This window comes from Rhodococcus sp. EPR-134, assembly GCF_001647205.1.
In the GTDB taxonomy this organism is placed as follows: domain Bacteria; phylum Actinomycetota; class Actinomycetes; order Mycobacteriales; family Mycobacteriaceae; genus Rhodococcus_F; species Rhodococcus_F qingshengii.
The window spans coordinates 1-15,144 of record NZ_LVCT01000187.1; the positions used below are offsets into that span (position 1 = coordinate 1).

At 63.5% G+C, this 15,144-nt stretch carries 16 protein-coding genes; 7 read left to right on the plus strand and 9 right to left on the minus strand.

The features are described 5' to 3' along the window. On the plus strand, positions 1 to 926 hold a 926-nt coding region (locus tag A2J01_RS08350), incomplete at its 5' end, for a DEAD/DEAH box helicase (RefSeq protein WP_197494182.1). A 29-nt stretch (positions 927 to 955) separates the two neighbouring features. Here A2J01_RS08350 and A2J01_RS08355 read toward each other — a convergent pair. Together A2J01_RS08355 and A2J01_RS08360 are read right to left on the minus strand one after the other, a co-directional pair. Continuing rightward, positions 956 to 2,131 (minus strand): amino acid deaminase/aldolase, encoded by a 1,176-nt coding sequence (locus A2J01_RS08355; protein ID WP_003945107.1) that lies wholly within the window; start codon positions 2,129 to 2,131, stop codon positions 956 to 958. Between the two features lie 70 nt (positions 2,132 to 2,201). After that, positions 2,202 to 2,849, minus strand: coding sequence for a TetR/AcrR family transcriptional regulator (locus A2J01_RS08360; protein WP_020908434.1), 648 nt, complete (start codon positions 2,847 to 2,849; stop codon positions 2,202 to 2,204). Between the two features lie 78 nt (positions 2,850 to 2,927). On the opposite strand from A2J01_RS08360, the gene A2J01_RS08365 reads away from it, so the two are divergent. Further along, positions 2,928 to 4,241, plus strand: coding sequence for a D-arabinono-1,4-lactone oxidase (locus tag A2J01_RS08365; protein WP_064112504.1), 1,314 nt, complete (start codon positions 2,928 to 2,930; stop codon positions 4,239 to 4,241). A 3-nt stretch (positions 4,242 to 4,244) separates the two neighbouring features. Here the strand turns inward: A2J01_RS08365 and A2J01_RS08370 are convergent, their stop codons facing one another. The 4 genes from A2J01_RS08370 to A2J01_RS08385 all read right to left on the minus strand — a co-directional run bounded on the left by A2J01_RS08370 (position 4,245) and on the right by A2J01_RS08385 (position 8,102). Further along, a complete protein-coding gene (locus A2J01_RS08370) occupies positions 4,245 to 5,210 on the minus strand; it encodes an adenosine deaminase (RefSeq protein WP_019749316.1) in 966 nt (321 codons plus the stop codon). 7 nt (positions 5,211 to 5,217) lie between these two features. After that, complete coding sequence (locus tag A2J01_RS08375) at positions 5,218 to 5,979, minus strand: crotonase/enoyl-CoA hydratase family protein (protein WP_064112505.1); 762 nt, start codon at positions 5,977 to 5,979, stop codon at positions 5,218 to 5,220. Between the two features lie 35 nt (positions 5,980 to 6,014). Continuing rightward, on the minus strand, positions 6,015 to 7,208 hold the full coding sequence (locus A2J01_RS08380; protein WP_030536925.1) for a class I adenylate-forming enzyme family protein: 1,194 nt from the start codon (positions 7,206 to 7,208) through the stop codon (positions 6,015 to 6,017). 93 nt (positions 7,209 to 7,301) lie between these two features. After that, on the minus strand, positions 7,302 to 8,102 hold the full coding sequence (locus A2J01_RS08385; RefSeq protein WP_064112506.1) for an enoyl-CoA hydratase/isomerase family protein: 801 nt from the start codon (positions 8,100 to 8,102) through the stop codon (positions 7,302 to 7,304). Here A2J01_RS08385 and A2J01_RS08390 point away from each other — a divergent pair. Beyond that, positions 8,101 to 9,501, plus strand: coding sequence for an FAD-binding oxidoreductase (locus tag A2J01_RS08390; RefSeq protein ID WP_064112507.1), 1,401 nt, complete (start codon positions 8,101 to 8,103; stop codon positions 9,499 to 9,501). The genes A2J01_RS08385 and A2J01_RS08390 overlap by 2 nt on opposite strands. Here the strand turns inward: A2J01_RS08390 and A2J01_RS08395 are convergent. Further along, positions 9,461 to 10,945 carry a DHA2 family efflux MFS transporter permease subunit gene (locus A2J01_RS08395; RefSeq protein WP_003945132.1) on the minus strand — a complete coding sequence of 495 codons (1,485 nt, stop codon included), beginning with the start codon at positions 10,943 to 10,945 and terminating at the stop codon, positions 9,461 to 9,463. The genes A2J01_RS08390 and A2J01_RS08395 overlap by 41 nt on opposite strands. Positions 10,946 to 10,947: 2 nt before the next feature. After that, complete coding sequence (locus A2J01_RS08400; RefSeq protein WP_007736146.1) at positions 10,948 to 11,571, minus strand: PadR family transcriptional regulator; 624 nt, start codon at positions 11,569 to 11,571, stop codon at positions 10,948 to 10,950. A gap of 126 nt (positions 11,572 to 11,697) precedes the next feature. Between A2J01_RS08400 and A2J01_RS08405 the strand changes: the two genes are divergently transcribed. Further along, a complete protein-coding gene (locus A2J01_RS08405; RefSeq protein WP_064112508.1) occupies positions 11,698 to 12,387 on the plus strand; it encodes a hypothetical protein in 690 nt (229 codons plus the stop codon). A 23-nt stretch (positions 12,388 to 12,410) separates the two neighbouring features. Beyond that, a complete protein-coding gene (locus A2J01_RS08410; protein ID WP_064112509.1) occupies positions 12,411 to 13,445 on the plus strand; it encodes a glutathione S-transferase family protein in 1,035 nt (344 codons plus the stop codon). An 11-nt stretch (positions 13,446 to 13,456) separates the two neighbouring features. Here A2J01_RS08410 and A2J01_RS08415 read toward each other — a convergent pair whose 3' ends face one another. Then, positions 13,457 to 13,867: a VOC family protein gene (locus tag A2J01_RS08415; protein ID WP_003945129.1), complete on the minus strand. Its 411-nt coding sequence runs from the start codon at positions 13,865 to 13,867 to the stop codon at positions 13,457 to 13,459. 154 nt (positions 13,868 to 14,021) lie between these two features. Between A2J01_RS08415 and A2J01_RS08420 the strand changes: the two genes are divergently transcribed. Both A2J01_RS08420 and A2J01_RS08425 read left to right on the plus strand, forming a co-directional pair. Next, entirely contained in the window at positions 14,022 to 14,771 is a 750-nt protein-coding gene (locus tag A2J01_RS08420; RefSeq protein ID WP_003945111.1) for a hypothetical protein, read from the plus strand. Positions 14,772 to 14,839: 68 nt separating this feature from the next. After that, positions 14,840 to 15,144: ATP-binding cassette domain-containing protein (locus tag A2J01_RS08425; protein ID WP_156519215.1), on the plus strand; the 305-nt coding region annotated here is incomplete at its 3' end.

A 15,144-nucleotide genomic window follows, 5' to 3' on the forward strand; every position in this document is an offset into this window, starting at 1 on the left:
ACATCGCATCCGAAGAATATGCGGGATTCATCGCCGAGGCCGAAGGCGTCGGCTGTGTCATCGGCGGCACTGCGTGGGACTTCGCGAACACCGATCGTGTTCCAGCGGGCAGCTTGGACTTGCTCGTCGTGGACGAAGCAGGCCAATTCGCGCTGGCGAACACCATTGCCGTCGCGATTTCCGCGCGAAACCTGTTGCTGCTGGGCGATCCGCAGCAGTTGCCGCAGGTGAGCCAAGGCACTCACCCCGAACCGGTCGACGAATCGGCACTCGGTTGGCTCGCCGAGGGACACGGCGCACTGCCACCCGAACTCGGCTACTTCCTCGAGAAAACGTGGCGGATGCACCCGGATCTGTGTGCGCCCGTGTCCGCATTGTCGTACGAGGGCAAGCTGCATTCCCAGGAAACCGTGAGTGCGGCAAGAAAACTCGACGGACTCGCTGCCGGAGTACACACGGTGTTCGTCGATCACCGCGGCAATTCCACCTACTCCCCGGAAGAGTCCCAGGAAATCGTTCGCCAGATCCAGGGCCTTCTCGGTACGCCTTGGACCGACCCGAGCGAGTTCGAGGGAACCAGGCCGCTGGAGCAGTCGGACATTCTCGTGGTCGCGGCGTACAACGCCCAGGTGGGCACCGTCGAGCGCGATCTCACCGAGGCCGGTCTCACGGAGGTCGAGGTCGGGACCGTCGACAAGTTCCAGGGCCGCGAGGCTGCGGTGGCAATCGTGTCGATGGCCGCATCTGCCGTCGAGGACGTCCCGCGAGGGATGTCGTTCCTGCTGTCGCGAAACCGTCTCAATGTTGCTGTCTCACGCGGCAAGTGGTGCGCGATCATCGTTCGATCGCACGCGTTGACGCAGTACATGCCCAGTACGCCTGCGGGATTGGTCGAACTGGGTGCATTCATGAGGCTGACGAGCTAGCCGAAGCCTGTCTTACCCGAAGCACTGCCCTACCCGAAGCACTGCCCTTCGCCGCGATAGGTGGGAACCGAGGTTCGGGTGCCGTCGGCTTCGACCACGTACACGCGGTCGAAGCGCTCGCACAGCTCGCCGGCTTTGGCGTGACGGAACCACACGCGGTCGCCGATCGCGATGTTTCCGGCTTCCTTCCCGGTGACCGGCGTCTGGACTTCGCCTGCCCCTTCGTTGCGGAGCAGTTTGAGACCAGCGGGCCAGACCGGTGACGGAACGCGGGTGGCTCCCGCAGGTCCGGACGCGATGTATCCGCCACCGAACAGGGTCGTGACCGACGGCGTCGGTTTGCGCACGGCCGACAGCGCGAAGAACAGCGCCGGATCGGGACGGAAGGCACGGTAGCGGTCGAACAGGGTCGGTACGTACAGTCCGGAGCCTGCTGTTACCTCGGTCACCACAGGATCGGCCGAGCTGACCTCCAGCGACCCCGTACCGCCGCTGTTGACGATCTCGAGTGCACCCACGGCATCGGTGACGGCCGCGACCACAGCGCCCCTTCTGGACGCCAGTTCGCGGGCAGAGGCCTTCTTGACCCAACCGATCGGAGCACTGGTGTCAGGAAGGCCGGCGATCTGGGCTTCGTAGAACATCACTCCGACGACGGAGAATCCGCGTTGGCGCGCACGCGCCGCGAGTGCGGCGACCGCGGCAGGTTCGCGCAGCGGCGAGCGTCGTACGCCCAGATGGATCGGGCCGATCCGCAGTGACGCGTCGACGTCGAGACACACGCGGACAGGCGCATCCCCCGTCGACGCCGAACGAATGAGGTCCAACTGCGCATCGTCGTCGACCATCAAGGTGATCGATGCGAGAGCGGTGTCGTCGGCAGCGAGATCCGCGATGGCGCCACGATCGGCGGTCGGGTACCCCATCAGGATGTCCCGTGCGCCGAGCCCGACCAGCCACAGAGCCTCGCGCAGTGAGTACGCCATGATTCCGCGGAATCCGCCGGACGCGGTCAGTGTGTCGCCGAGAGTTTCAGCCAGAACCGTCCGACAACGAACCGATTTGCTCGCCACTCGCACCGGGGTTCCACCGGCGCGGCGCACCAGGTCGGCTGCATTACTGCGCAGTGTGGTCAGATCCAGAGCAGCCAGAGGCGGGTCGAGTTCTCGCGTGGCAGCAGTGAGTCGATCAAGGGTCCTGGTCACAGATGATCCAATCGTCGCGGCGTGCGACCAGTCAATCACCAATCCTGGACGTATGTCCAGGATGGCGGTTCTACTGAGGCGCGACCACGGCTTTGTTGGCGATTACCTGAACCATTTCTCCGAACTCGGCAATAGTCGCGTCGGAGTCACGATCGACCAGCCATCGCAGAACAAGGCCGTCGATCATTGCAAGACTCAGTCGCGCAATCGAACTCAACGGCTCCGTCCACACCGTGCCCGATATCTTGGCGCACTCTTCGAGAAACGACACCGCGAGCTCATCCATGATTCGGTACTGCTCAAATGCAACCGCCCCAGCACGTTCGGCTCCGAGATTGCGACTACGCAGTGCCTGCGCAGTAATTTCGTAGGTCAACAACTGGCGATCCGGGGTTGCCTCGATGGTCGGCCACATTCCGGTCAGGCCGATGTGCAGCAATTCCCTGAGCCCCTGCACGCCACTGAGATCCGGCGCATGGCGGACCTGCGCGAACGCATACTGCATCGACGCACTGAGCTGCAGAATGAGCGTTTCACCCATCGCCGCGATCAGCGCTTCCTTGCTCTCGAAGCAGTAATGAACGACGCCGAGCGATACCCCGGCCTCCTCTGCCACCGCCCTTACCGTCACAGAACTGACACCGCGCTGTTCCGCAATAGACAAGGCGGACTCGACCAATTGTGTGCGGCGTTCGTCCGCCGGGAGCCTGTTCAGCATCCAATGATCGTAGAACGCAAATGACAAAATCTTCGCGCAATACTTGCCTGGACGACCGTCCAAGTACATTATTGCGTAATGGCTTCGGACACTTGGCAGAACTGGGCGGGCACTCAAAGCGCCGCGCCGCGTCGCTTTGCGACGCCGACAAATACCCGTGAACTTTCGTCGTTGGTCGCCGAGGCCGCCTCGCGTGGCCAACGTATGAAGGCCGTCGGCGCCGGCCACTCGTTCACCGGTGTCGCGGTCACTGACGGTGTCCTCGTCAGCCTGGACAACTTGAGCGGAATCGACTCGATCACACCGACCGACGACGGTGCGCTGGTCACTGTTTTTGCAGGCACTCGCCTTCATGCTCTCAACGACGCCTTGTGGCAACGCGGATATGCGATGGCCAATCTCGGTGACATCGACGTCCAGTCACTGGCCGGCGCGACGTCCACCGGCACACACGGCACCGGCGCACGATTCGGCGGTATCGCCACGCAGATTCGCGGAATCGAGATCGTTCTCGCCGACGGATCCGTCGTTACCGCAAGCGCCGACGAAAACGTCGAATTGTTCGAAGCAGGCCGCCTCGGATTGGGCGCAATCGGCATCATTTCGAAGATCACTCTCGCCTGCGTCCCGCGATTCACACTTCGCGCAATCGAGGAACCCGACACGCTGTCTCACATACTGGACACCCTCGAGAGCGATCGTCTGGGCTTGGACCACTTCGAGTTCTACTGGTTTCCGCACACCGATCGTGTCCTGACGAAGAGCAATACGCGACTCCCCGGAGATACCGAACCCGATCCGGTGGGCAAGGTCCGCGCGTTCGTCGACGACGAACTCCTCTCGAACACACTCTTCGAAGGTGTCAACCGCGTTGCCACCCTGGCACCGGCCGCGATCCCGAGAATCAACAACGTGTCGTCCCGATTGCTCGGCGCCCGCGAGTTCACAGATCGCAGCTACCGGGTATTCGCGTCTTCGCGCCGGGTGAAGTTCAAGGAGATGGAATACGCGATTCCCCGCGAACACGTCACCGAGACACTTCACGAAATCGATCGCTGGATGAAGAAGTCCGGAACCAACGTCGCTTTCCCCGTCGAAGTACGTTTCGCTGCCGCCGACGACCTCTGGCTCTCCACTGCTCACGGACGCGACACCGCATACATCGCGGTACACCAGTACCACCGCCGACCCGAAACGGAGTACTTCGCCGCGGTGGAAGCCATCGCGCGCGCCGTCGACGGCCGGCCGCATTGGGGAAAAATGCACAACCGGACCGTCGACGACCTGCGTCCGACGTACGACCGACTCGACGACTTTGTCGCCGTTCGAGACAAGTACGACGCGAATCGTGTGTTCGACAACGAATACTTGCGTCAGGTGCTGGGCGACTGACGGTCAGCGCCGCAGCAGTTCCGCTTTTCGCGCATCGCTCGCAAACGAGGCTTTGATCGAGTTCCGGGCGAGGGTGTCTCGCTCGGCCTCGGTCAGACCCAGGGCTCGGCCCAGTTCGGTGAAATTGTCGTCGACGTATCCCCCGAAGTAGGCCGGGTCGTCGGAGTTGACCGTGACGATCAAACCCATCTCGAGCATCGATCGAAGCGGATGATCCGACAGCGAATCGAACACCCGCAGACGAACGTTCGACAACGGGCAGACCGTCAGTGGAATCTCCTCGTCGACCAGACGCTCGATCAGGGCAGGATCCTCGAGTGCCCGGACTCCGTGGTCGATCCGCTCGGCGCCGAGAATGTCGAGCGCCTGCCAGATGTACTCGGGCGGTCCCTCTTCACCGGCGTGAGCCACAACGTGCAAACCCTCGGCACGCGCGCGGGCGAACACGTCCTCGAACAGTGACGGCGGGTTGCCGACCTCCGCGGAGTCGAGTCCGAGCCCGACGATCGGAGCCTGCAGGCGAATTATCTCGGAGAAGATCTCCTCGGCGTCTTTGACGGGCTGATCTCGGAGGATGGCGGCGATTGCCGCGCTGCTGAGCCCGAACTCGCGCTCACTCGATGCCACCGCATCCATGATCCCGTCCAGGACCTCGGTCAGCGGAACACCACGGACCACGTGCGCCTGTGGATTGAAGAAGAACTCGGCATGCGCGACGCCGGCGGCAGCCGCGCGACGGAAGTACGCTCGCGTCAGGTCGGCAAAATCCTCCGCGGTGCGCAGGACGGCCATGTTGGCGAAGTAGAGATCGAGGAACGACTGCAGATCGGTGAACTCGTACCTCGACTTCAGATCGTCGATATCCTTGTACGGCAAGTCCATTCGATTGCGCTCGGCAAGTCGGTAAATCTGTTCGGGTTCCAGAGAACCCTCGATGTGCATGTGCAGCTCTGCGACAGGTGTAGCCATGTCGGTGTTACCGCCCCTTCCAGACCGGGGCGCGCTTCTCGGCGAACGCCGTCGCGCCCTCGCGTGCATCTTCGGACGCGAACACCGGCGCCATGACCTGCAACTGCTTCGCGAAAGCTTCGTCGTCGGACCAACCGCCGGCCTTGACGATGATCTCCTTGGTGACCGCAACCGCGAGCGGTCCGTTGCGGGTGATGCGATCAGCCAGCTCCAGCGCGCCTTCGAGCGCCTTACCTGGCTCGGTCACCGTGTTCACGAAGCCGTAGCGGTAGGCCTCCTCGGCTGTGAAACTGTCACCGGTCAGGGCCAGTTCCAATGCCTTCTGGTACGGAATCCGCTTGGGCAGGCGCAACAATCCGCCTCCACCTGCGACCAGCCCTCGCTTGACCTCCGGGATACCGAACTTCGCTTCGGACGACGCGACCACCAGGTCGGTGGCAAGCACGAGTTCCGTGCCGCCTGCCAACGCGAAGCCCTCGACCGCCGAAATGATCGGCTTACGCGGCGGCCCTTCCGTGAATCCGAGACCGCGTCCCGGCACGAGTACGTTCTCGCCGGCCACGAATGCCTTCAGATCCATACCGGCACAGAAGTTTCCGCCGGATCCTGTCAGCACCGCCAAGGACAGATCGTCGTCCGCATCGAGCTCTTCGACCGCAGCGGCCAATGCGTGACTGACCGCCGAGTTGATGGCGTTACGCGCCTCGGGCCGGTTGATGGTGATGATCAGTGTCCGCCCGCGCCGCTCGGTGAGAACCTCGTCCGCCATGATGTCCCTCTCGTTTGTCGACCACGCTCGCGTGACTACGCGACGTTGCGTTCGACAATACGGACGAAGCCATCGGGGTCGATCTGCGCGGTGTCGTGAGTGCAGAACCACCCCTGGGTGAACCTCGTCGAGGTCGCTTGCGGCGAGTTCCAATACCGACGCGTGACACTCGGTCCACGGCACAGCAACTCACCGAAACCACCTGGAGCATCCGGGCCGTACAACGCCACTTCCATTCCACCGAAAGCGATTCCGACGCTTCCGAGGTGGGTGGGCGCCGACTCGGTTGGCAGAATGAGACCAGCCCCACAGGTCTCGGTTTTGCCCCACCCGATCACATGCCGAGCGGCCGGGAACAGGGTCAGCAGCTTGGATTCCTGTTCGGCCGTGATCGGCGACCCGCTGCAATCGATCCACTGAACCGACCTCGAACCGGCACGCGCCGCCGGTCCAAGGGTGAGCAACCGTGGCTCGAGCAGATCCTCGGGCCGCCCGGTCACGATGTCGACGGTATGCACACTCTCACGCCAGAAGTCGCCGGCGAGGACCACCGTTCCACCGACCACCAACGTCGCGAGCACGTGCACGAATTGCCGTACCGACTTGAAGTCATTGTCCACCAACAGATTGCGCACACCTTCGACGCCGTAATCGCGCGAGTGCAGAATGCCGACGATGGCGGAGAGCACGTTCTCGTTGCTCAACTCGACGCCCAGCATTTCACCCGAAGAATCGGCGGTGTACGCGAGGATCGCCATCTCCTCCGGGGCGGCACCGTCGTCGATGAACGGAACACCGTGTGGGAGTTCCCCGTCGAGCACCAACACCGAGCCACTGTCCGCGATGACGAAGTCCGCCGCGTCGTCGCTCAGATGAACACCCACGGAGACTGGAACACCGCCGGCGAGAATGACGCCGAGGCACGCCTCCATCCACCTCACCCCGGCGGCGACGCGAATGGCCACACGGTCACCGATCTCGACGCCTCGCGACTTCAGCCCGCCTGCGACCCGCGACGCCTCGGCCCACAACTCCGCGAAGGTGACCTGCTCGCCGTCGACCTCCTCCACCGCGATGCGTGAGGAGAATCGATGAACGGCGATATCGAGGAGTTCGGACAGCGACGGGTCGAGTTGGCTGTACCGAAGCACCCCGTCACCCGCACGGGTGACACGGGCGTCGGCGAGGAGCTGAGTCGAACACGGGTATTCCACAAGCGTCGACCGCATCGATACCTCCACGTCACTGACAACCCACCGGCCATTCGACTATATGACGTGGATCACAGTTCGTGGAGGTCTCTGGCGATAATCGTCGCAAACTTACTTTCCGGAGTAGACCGCTTTGCCCGGTCCGACCTCGAGGAAACTGCGGACAGCGCCGCGTAGGTCATCGGTGGCGAACAGCGCACCGGACACCCCGGGAGTCACCGAATCAGCGTGGGCGATCCCGCCGGAACGCCAGGCCGCCACGATCTGCTTGGTGGCGTCGTGGGCTCGCGTGGGCCCGTCCGCCAACCGGGCCGCCAGGGCACACGCCGCAGCATCGACATCGTCGTGAACGGCATTGACGACGCCCCACGAGTGCAGAGTTGCGGCGTCGTAGAGATCGCCGGTCATGACCAACTCCCGAGCCCGTCCGGAACCGGCGCGCTCGGCCAAACGCTGCGGTCCACCCATGGACGGCGTCAGACCGACCACTGTCTCGACCAGTCCGAACTTCGCCTTCGGCGCCGCGAGGATGATGTCGCAGGCCAAGGAGATCTCGAAGGCAGCAGTCAGCGTCAGCCCGTGCGCCGCGTAGATGACCGGGCACGGCAACGCCTCGAGCGGATGGCAGATCTGGGCGAACAGTTCGCGCCACAATTCCGCTCCCTGCTCCGGGTTCAGTCCGTCGAACACATGGACGTCGACGCCGGCCGAGTTGACCTTGCCCTCGGCGCGCAGAAGCACAGCGCGCGGTGGGTTTTCGGTCAGCGCTGCAACATCGGCGATGACGGCGTCGAACATGGCCTGATCGAACAGATTGAGTGGTCCGTGCGCGAACGTCAGGACAGCCACCTCGGCACCACCATCGGTGGTGAAGCGCTCGAGACGGGTGGGATGCGATTCGGGAGCAGTCATGCCGCCACACTGCCACATCGAACCGGCCTACGATCGTCGGGTGGACGGTCTGAGAAATGCACTCGCGGACGTTGTGGGACACCGGTTCGTCGTCGACGACGCCGACGTGTTGGCGACCCGTTCCACCGACCAGACAGGGCGCTACAGCGGGCGCGCCAGCGCTCTGGTCCGACCCGGAAATACCGCCGAAGTCTCGGCAGTGCTGAACGTGTGCCGCTCGCGCGGCGTACCGGTCACCATTCAGGGCGGGCGAACCGGTCTGGTCGCCGGGACGGTGCCCGAGCACGACGACGTCCTGCTCTCCACCGAACGCCTCGAGGCGATCGGCGAAGTCGATGTTGCCGCCGGTCGGATCACCGTCGGTGCGGGAGTGGCACTCGCGCAGGTACATTCGGCGGCCGCCGCCGCCGGTTTGAAGTTCGGTGTCGACATAGCCTCGCGGGACACTGCGACGATCGGCGGCATGGTCTCCACCAATGCCGGTGGCCTGCACACGGTTCGATACGGGAACATGGCCGAACAGGTGCTCGGACTCGAGGTGGTACTCCCCGACGGAACTCCTGTGCGCCGGTCACCGAAAGTGTTGTCCGACAATTCCGGATACAACCTGCCCGCACTGTGGGTGGGCAGCGAGGGAACTCTTGGGGTGGTCACGGCAGTCGATCTGAAACTACGACGGGTACCGACTCACCGGGTCACGACGCTGACCGGTTTCGACCGACTGCAAGACGTCGTGGATGCGGGGCGCACGTTGCGCACTCTCGACGGCGTCGACGCATTGGAGTTGGTGGACGGCCGTGGACTCGAATTGGCCGCACGCCATTTGAACGCCGCGGTGCCGACGGGGCGACCGTGGTACCTGCTCGCCGAGGTGTCCGCGGCCCACGATCCGCTGGAAGACCTGGCCGAGCTGCTCGAACGCATCGACCCACCGCAGACCCCGGCAGTGGCGGTCGACGATCCCGGCTCGACGCGTTTGTGGGCGGCGCGGGAGTGTTTCGCCGAAGTGGTCGGACTGTTCGGTCCCCCACTGAAATTCGACGCGGCGCTGCCGCTGGACTCGCTTGCCACCTTCGCCGAGGACGCCGCGGCGGTGATCGCGAGTCGTGCCCCCGAGGCAATTCCGATCCTCTTCGGACATGTCGCCGAGGGAAACATCCACCTCAACGTCCTGAACTGCCCGAACGCCGACACCGTGTACCGCAGCGTCCTCGAACTGGTTCGCGATCACGGCGGAAACGTCAGTTCCGAGCACGGGGTGGGCTCGCTCAAACGCAACTATCTGAACCTGGCCCTCTCTGCGGAGGACATAGCCACGATGTGGGCGATCAAGCGAGCCCTGGACCCGAGCGACTATCTCAATCGTGCAGTGATGTTTCCCGACGCGCTTCGGCACTGACGGCCATCGCGTCGTCGTGTGCGTCGCCGCGCAGAGGCCGAGCGAAGCACACCGAAGCGACGAAGCCGATGAGCAGCACGCCTGCGGGCAGCCAGATCGACTCCGACATCGCCGTGCTGAACGGTTCACGGACGAACTCGGGTAGGTGACCCACTCCGGCTTCGGAACTGCCGCCGGTCAGACCCTGTGCCGCCAATCGTGCGGTGATCAGTGCTCCGATCGCGGCACTGCCGAGAACCGCACCCACCTGCCGGGTGGTGTTGTAGACGCCCGCCCCGGCGCCGGCCTGCATCGGAGGCAGGTTGTGTGTGGCGGTGGCCGCGAGCGGCGACCAGATGCATGCGTTGGCGAAGCCGATCAGGCCGATCGGCAGGAGCAGTTCCCAGATCGCGACGTCGGGAGACATAACCAATGCCAGCCAGCCCAGGGCGATCGCGAACAGCAGGAAGCCGGTGCCCGCGATGTAGCGCGGATGCGTCTTGTCGACGAGCTTGCCGATGATCGGCGCAAAAATGCCGGTCAGCACGGCCATCGGAACGAGGAGGAGCGCCGACTGCGTCGGGGAGAGTCCGCGAACTGCCTGGGTGTAGAACATCAGCGGAAGGACCATCGACGTGATCGCGAAGCCCATCGCGGTGATCGCGACGTTGGCGAGCGAGAAGTTGCGGTCCTTGAAGAGTTCGAGTGGGAGCAAGGGCTCGTTCTTGTTGCGCGACTGGTAGAACACGAACACCGCGAGCAACACCACACCGGCGCCGATCAGGCTCCAGACGAATCCGTTCCAGTCGTACGAACTGCCTTCCTGGATTCCGAACACGAGCAGGAACATGCCTGCGGCGCTGAGAATCACGCCGGGGATGTCGAACTTGTGCTCGCTGGTCGGCAACGACGGAACAAGCTTCCACGCGAGGAGGAAGGCGATGACACCGACCGGGACGTTGACGATGAAGATCCATTCCCAGCCGAGATTGTCGACCAACACACCACCGGCAAGCGGACCGACCAGCGTCGCAACACCGGCAACCGCGCCCCACAGGCCCATTGCGGCGCCACGCTTGTTCGGCGCGAACGTGCGTGTGATGACGGCCATCGTCTGAGGCGTCATCATTGCGGCGCCCAGACCCTGGAAAGCCCTTGCCACGATGAGCATCTCGACGCTGCCGGACAGACCACACCACAGTGAAGCGCCGGTGAACAGTACGAGGCCGATCATGTACAGGTTCTTCGGTCCGAACCTGTCACCGAGCCGGCCGGTGACGAGCAGCGGCACCGCGTACGCCAGCAGGTACGCGCTGGTGACCCAGACGACCTTGTTGATGTCGGTGCCGAGGTCCTCCATGATCGCAGGGTTGGCGACAGCGACGATGGTGCTGTCCACCAGAATCATGAAGAACCCGATACACAGCGCCCACAGCGCGTGCCAGGGATTGACCTGCTTTTCCATCTTCAGTCCTTAGGTAGTGCGGACGAGCCTGCGGAGCCGGCCAGCCGGTCGAGAAGTTCTTGTGAGAGCCAGGGCATTTCGCCGCTCTCGATGTCTGTCACCAACGCGCCGATCCACTCTCTTTCGGCGACGGTCAGTGCGTGGGCGTAGTCCGCGCCCACCGTGAAGATTCGTGGTTTTTCCGCCGCCTTCAGCGCTTCGTAGTCGGCCTCGAATTTCGCGATCGTCTTGTCGAGGTGCGCGAGACGAATTCGAAGCATCTGACACGCGGTGGACGCGGAGAGGTTGTGCATTTCAGCGAGCGCGAGCGGCAACCGCGGATACTCCCGCACCGGAACCGCCAACATCTCACGTAGTTGATGCTCGAGGGCCTCACGGCCCCGGGCGGTGATCTCGTACGTCGTCCGTTCGGGCCGGTTGCCCTCACGATCGGTCCCGATCGAAGCCAGAAGTTCCTGCTTCTCCAACCGGGAAACCGTGTGATAGAGCGATCCCGGCTTGATCTTCACCAACTGATCGCCCCGGCGAACCGAGGCCAGTTGATACATCTCGTACGGATGCATCGAACGCTCGGACAGCAGGCCCAGAACGGTGATTCCCAGAGGCGTCAGAGACACGTCACCCATGAGTCCCCCTCCCTGACAAGCCGCAATTGACTATTTCTTGACTATTCCACCTGAAATAGTCCACATGGAATATACGACCTCTGTCCATCTCGATCAACCCGTTCGAATCGGACTAGCCTGTAGCGAGTGGACGAACATCACCTCGACATCATCCGACTCGCTTGGGCACGTGAACTGGGCCTCGGCGACTCGGCACTTCGGCCGGCACACACGGCCCGCGTCGTCGGCGACGACATCCACGTTCTCGATCTGGCAGGCTCAGGTGCAATCGTCGGGCCGCAGTGGTTCATCGAGCGCACCGAGGACGTCTCCGTCGACGCCCTGCTGCAACCGGCGCGCCTGCTCGAGATCGCCGGCGATCACGGCGGCCGAATCACCGGCCCCGTCGATCTCGCTTTCCTCGGCGACTACACGGACGCGCCACCCGACGAGCAACTACTGATTTCCCACGACATCGACGATGCCCTCGCCGTCGCTGCGCTGTGCCCACCCGACGACAGCACCACAGCCGACCTCGGGAACCGGACGCGGTGGTTCACCGCCCTCACCGATTCCGCCGAGGTGCTCGGATGCGCGGCATACTCCGAATTTCAGGGATTCGTGGCAGATCTCACGACCCTGACTGCTCCAGCGCATCGCCGTCACGGAATCGGCTGCGCAGTAACGCTTCTCGCTGCGGAGGACGCTCTCGATTCCGGATTGATCCCGCAGCTACGCACAAGTCGCGGCAGTGCGATCGGAGCGACGCTTCCACGTAAAGCCAAATTCGACGTTCTGGGGGCATACGCTCGGGTACACGTGCACCTGCCCAGTTGACACTCGAACGAGAGGGACCGCGGATGAGTACGGACGACGGCGCGAGCGAACCGACATTCGTCGAAGAGGGTCGTGAATTCAAACGCGACACCAACTACATCCCGACCCGGATCACCGAGGACGGCCGCGACGGGTACCCCGTCGAACCCGGGCGATACCGGTTGATCGTGGCACGTGCCTGCCCGTGGGCAAACCGCGCCATCATCGTCCGCCGCCTGCTCGGCCTCGAAGACGTACTGTCGATGGGCATCTGCGGTCCGGTTCACGACAAGCGAAGCTGGACTTTCGATCTCGACCCGGGCGGCGTCGATCCCGTACTGAAGATCCCGCGACTGCAGGACGCATACTTCGCCCGAGATCCCGACTACCCCAGGGGAATCACGGTGCCCGCCATGGTGGAGATCGCCACGGGCAAGGTGATCACGAACGACTACCCACAGATCACCCTCGACTTCTCGACGCAATGGAAGAAGTACCACCGCGAAGGCGCACCGGATCTGTACCCGGAGCCTCTGCGAAACGAAATCGACGAAGTGGCCGAGTACGTTTTTCGCGACGTCAACAACGGCGTCTACCGCTGCGGTTTCGCCGGTTCACAGCAGGCGTACGACGAGGCATACGACACGCTGTTCGCTCGCCTCGACTGGCTCACCGAACGTCTTGCCCGGCAACGTTTCCTGGTGGGCGACACCATCACCGAAGCCGATGTGCGCCTGTTCACCACGCTGGCGCGGTTCGATCCCGTCTATCACGGCCACTTCAAGTGCAACAGAAGCAAACTCAGCGAGATGCCGGTGCTGTGGGACTACGCGCGCGATCTGTTCCAAACCCCCGGATTCGGTGACACCATCGACTTCACACAGATCAAAGCGCACTACTACATCGTGCATTCCGAGATCAATCCCTCCGGAATCGTGCCCAAGGGACCGGAATTGACACACTGGCTCGAACCGCACGGACGCGAACAGTTGGGTGGCCGACCGTTCGGGGACGGCACACCACCTCATCCGCCCATCCCGTCGGAAGTGGTTCCGGCAGAGCACTGGGCCACCAGGTAGGTCGCGGGGGGCTACTCCCCTGCGTACGTGCCGAAACTCCAGTACACACCTTCGGGATCACGGCAGGTGAACCCCCGCGAACCGTAGTCCTCGTCGCGCAATCCCTGCGTGATCGTGGCGCCCGCCGCGACAGCGCGTTCGTGGAGTGCATCGGCGGCGTCCGCGTCGTCCACGACGATGTACACCGAACCGATTCCAGGCGGCAGGCCGGCGATCGCAGAATCGGTGCGCGGCGAACCCAACATGATGCCGCCACCGCCCGGCCAGTCGAGTTGGGCGTGGTCCACCACGTCTCCCTCTCCGTAGACGGCCTTCTCCACGAAACCGAAGGTGCTCACCAGAAAGTGGATTGCCGCACGGGCGTCGAGGTAGCGCAGCGTCGGCCAGATGGTCGTCGAACGAGATTCCGAAGTGGCGGTCATAACACTCGAACTCCTGCCTGGGAAAACTCACGAAGAAAACCGAGTCTCGTACGAGCCTATGGCCCCGGTGATCACCGCCGCCAGCGAAAACTTCACCTATTCTCGAGATACGGTCCACCTCGCTTCAGAGGAGGACAACTGTGGAGGGGCAGCAATGAGCAAGTCGACGAACAACGACAGCGGGCGTATCGAGAAGGTCCTCGTTTCCGTTCTCGACAACGGAAGCCGCCTGCAAGCGCCCGCAGTGGCCAAATACGTCAATCATGTCCGTAAGGCCCACCCCGACGAGTCACCTGCTCAGATCGTCGAGCGGATGGAGAAGATGTTCATTCTCGCCGTGACCGGAAGCGGCAGTGCCGTCGGCGCCACCGCCGCCGTGCCGGGCGTCGGAACGGTCGCGTCCATCGCTGCCGTCGGTGCGGAATCGGCTTTCTTCCTCGAGGCGTCAGCGCTGCTGACGTTGGCAATTGCGTCAGTGCATGGAATCTCCGTACAGGATCACCAGCAACGACGTGCCCTGGTCCTGGCAGTCGCCCTCGGCGAATCCGGTATGGAGATCGTGCAGAAGGCCACCGGAATCACAGCCAAGAATTGGGGAACGGCAATCACGAGCAAGATTCCCGGACCCACGATGAGGGGAATGAACAGCACCCTCGTGCGGAAATTCGTGACCAAGTACGCCGCGAAGCGCAGCGCACTGATCCTCGGCAAGCTCGTTCCGGCCGGAATCGGTGCGGTCATCGGCGGTGCGGGCAACCGTGCAATCGGCAAGGGCGTCGTCAAGAATGCGCGCGAAGCCTTCGGACCGGCACCGGCCAGGTGGACCGACCACCTGATCGTGATGCCTGCCGACGATGCCGCAGTGCTTCCCCAGACGGAGACACGCCGGGCCATCCGCAGATAGCTGTCCGGGCCGTAGGCTCGCATCACGTATTCGCCGCCGACCCGGGAGCAGCATTGACGAACACCGCAATGGGATCCTTCTCTGCCCCCATCGAGATTCGTGGGTTGACGAAGACGTTCAAGGCGGCGCGCGCGGTCAACGACCTGAGCTTCGACGTTCAGGCGGGCTCGATCACCGGGTTTCTCGGTCCGAACGGTTCGGGCAAGACGACCACGTTGCGGATGCTCCTCGGACTGGTGTCACCGACGTCGGGATCGGCCACGATCAACGGCACCCCGATGCGTTTGCTGCCCAACCCGGCTCGGACCGTCGGCGCAGTACTCGACGTCGGCAGTCTCCATCCGAAACGAACGGCGCTCGGACACCTCGAGAT

What these genes read in the sequence shown, in the direction of transcription:
- A2J01_RS08360 (WP_020908434.1), bottom strand. Translation starts at nt 2,849, where the DNA reads ATGCTGAACAGGCTCCCGGCGGACGAACGCCGCACACAATTGGTCGAG.
- A2J01_RS08365 (WP_064112504.1), top strand. Translation starts at nt 2,928, where the DNA reads ATGGCTTCGGACACTTGGCAGAACTGGGCGGGCACTCAAAGCGCCGCG.
- A2J01_RS08370 (WP_019749316.1), bottom strand. Translation starts at nt 5,210, where the DNA reads ATGGCTACACCTGTCGCAGAGCTGCACATGCACATCGAGGGTTCTCTG.
- A2J01_RS08375 (WP_064112505.1), bottom strand. Translation starts at nt 5,979, where the DNA reads ATGGCGGACGAGGTTCTCACCGAGCGGCGCGGGCGGACACTGATCATC.
- A2J01_RS08380 (WP_030536925.1), bottom strand. Translation starts at nt 7,208, where the DNA reads ATGCGGTCGACGCTTGTGGAATACCCGTGTTCGACTCAGCTCCTCGCC.
- A2J01_RS08390 (WP_064112507.1), top strand. Translation starts at nt 8,101, where the DNA reads ATGCCGCCACACTGCCACATCGAACCGGCCTACGATCGTCGGGTGGAC.
- A2J01_RS08385 (WP_064112506.1), bottom strand. Translation starts at nt 8,102, where the DNA reads ATGACTGCTCCCGAATCGCATCCCACCCGTCTCGAGCGCTTCACCACC.
- A2J01_RS08395 (WP_003945132.1), bottom strand. Translation starts at nt 10,945, where the DNA reads ATGGAAAAGCAGGTCAATCCCTGGCACGCGCTGTGGGCGCTGTGTATC.
- A2J01_RS08400 (WP_007736146.1), bottom strand. Translation starts at nt 11,571, where the DNA reads ATGGGTGACGTGTCTCTGACGCCTCTGGGAATCACCGTTCTGGGCCTG.
- A2J01_RS08410 (WP_064112509.1), top strand. Translation starts at nt 12,411, where the DNA reads ATGAGTACGGACGACGGCGCGAGCGAACCGACATTCGTCGAAGAGGGT.
- A2J01_RS08415 (WP_003945129.1), bottom strand. Translation starts at nt 13,867, where the DNA reads ATGACCGCCACTTCGGAATCTCGTTCGACGACCATCTGGCCGACGCTG.
- A2J01_RS08420 (WP_003945111.1), top strand. Translation starts at nt 14,022, where the DNA reads ATGAGCAAGTCGACGAACAACGACAGCGGGCGTATCGAGAAGGTCCTC.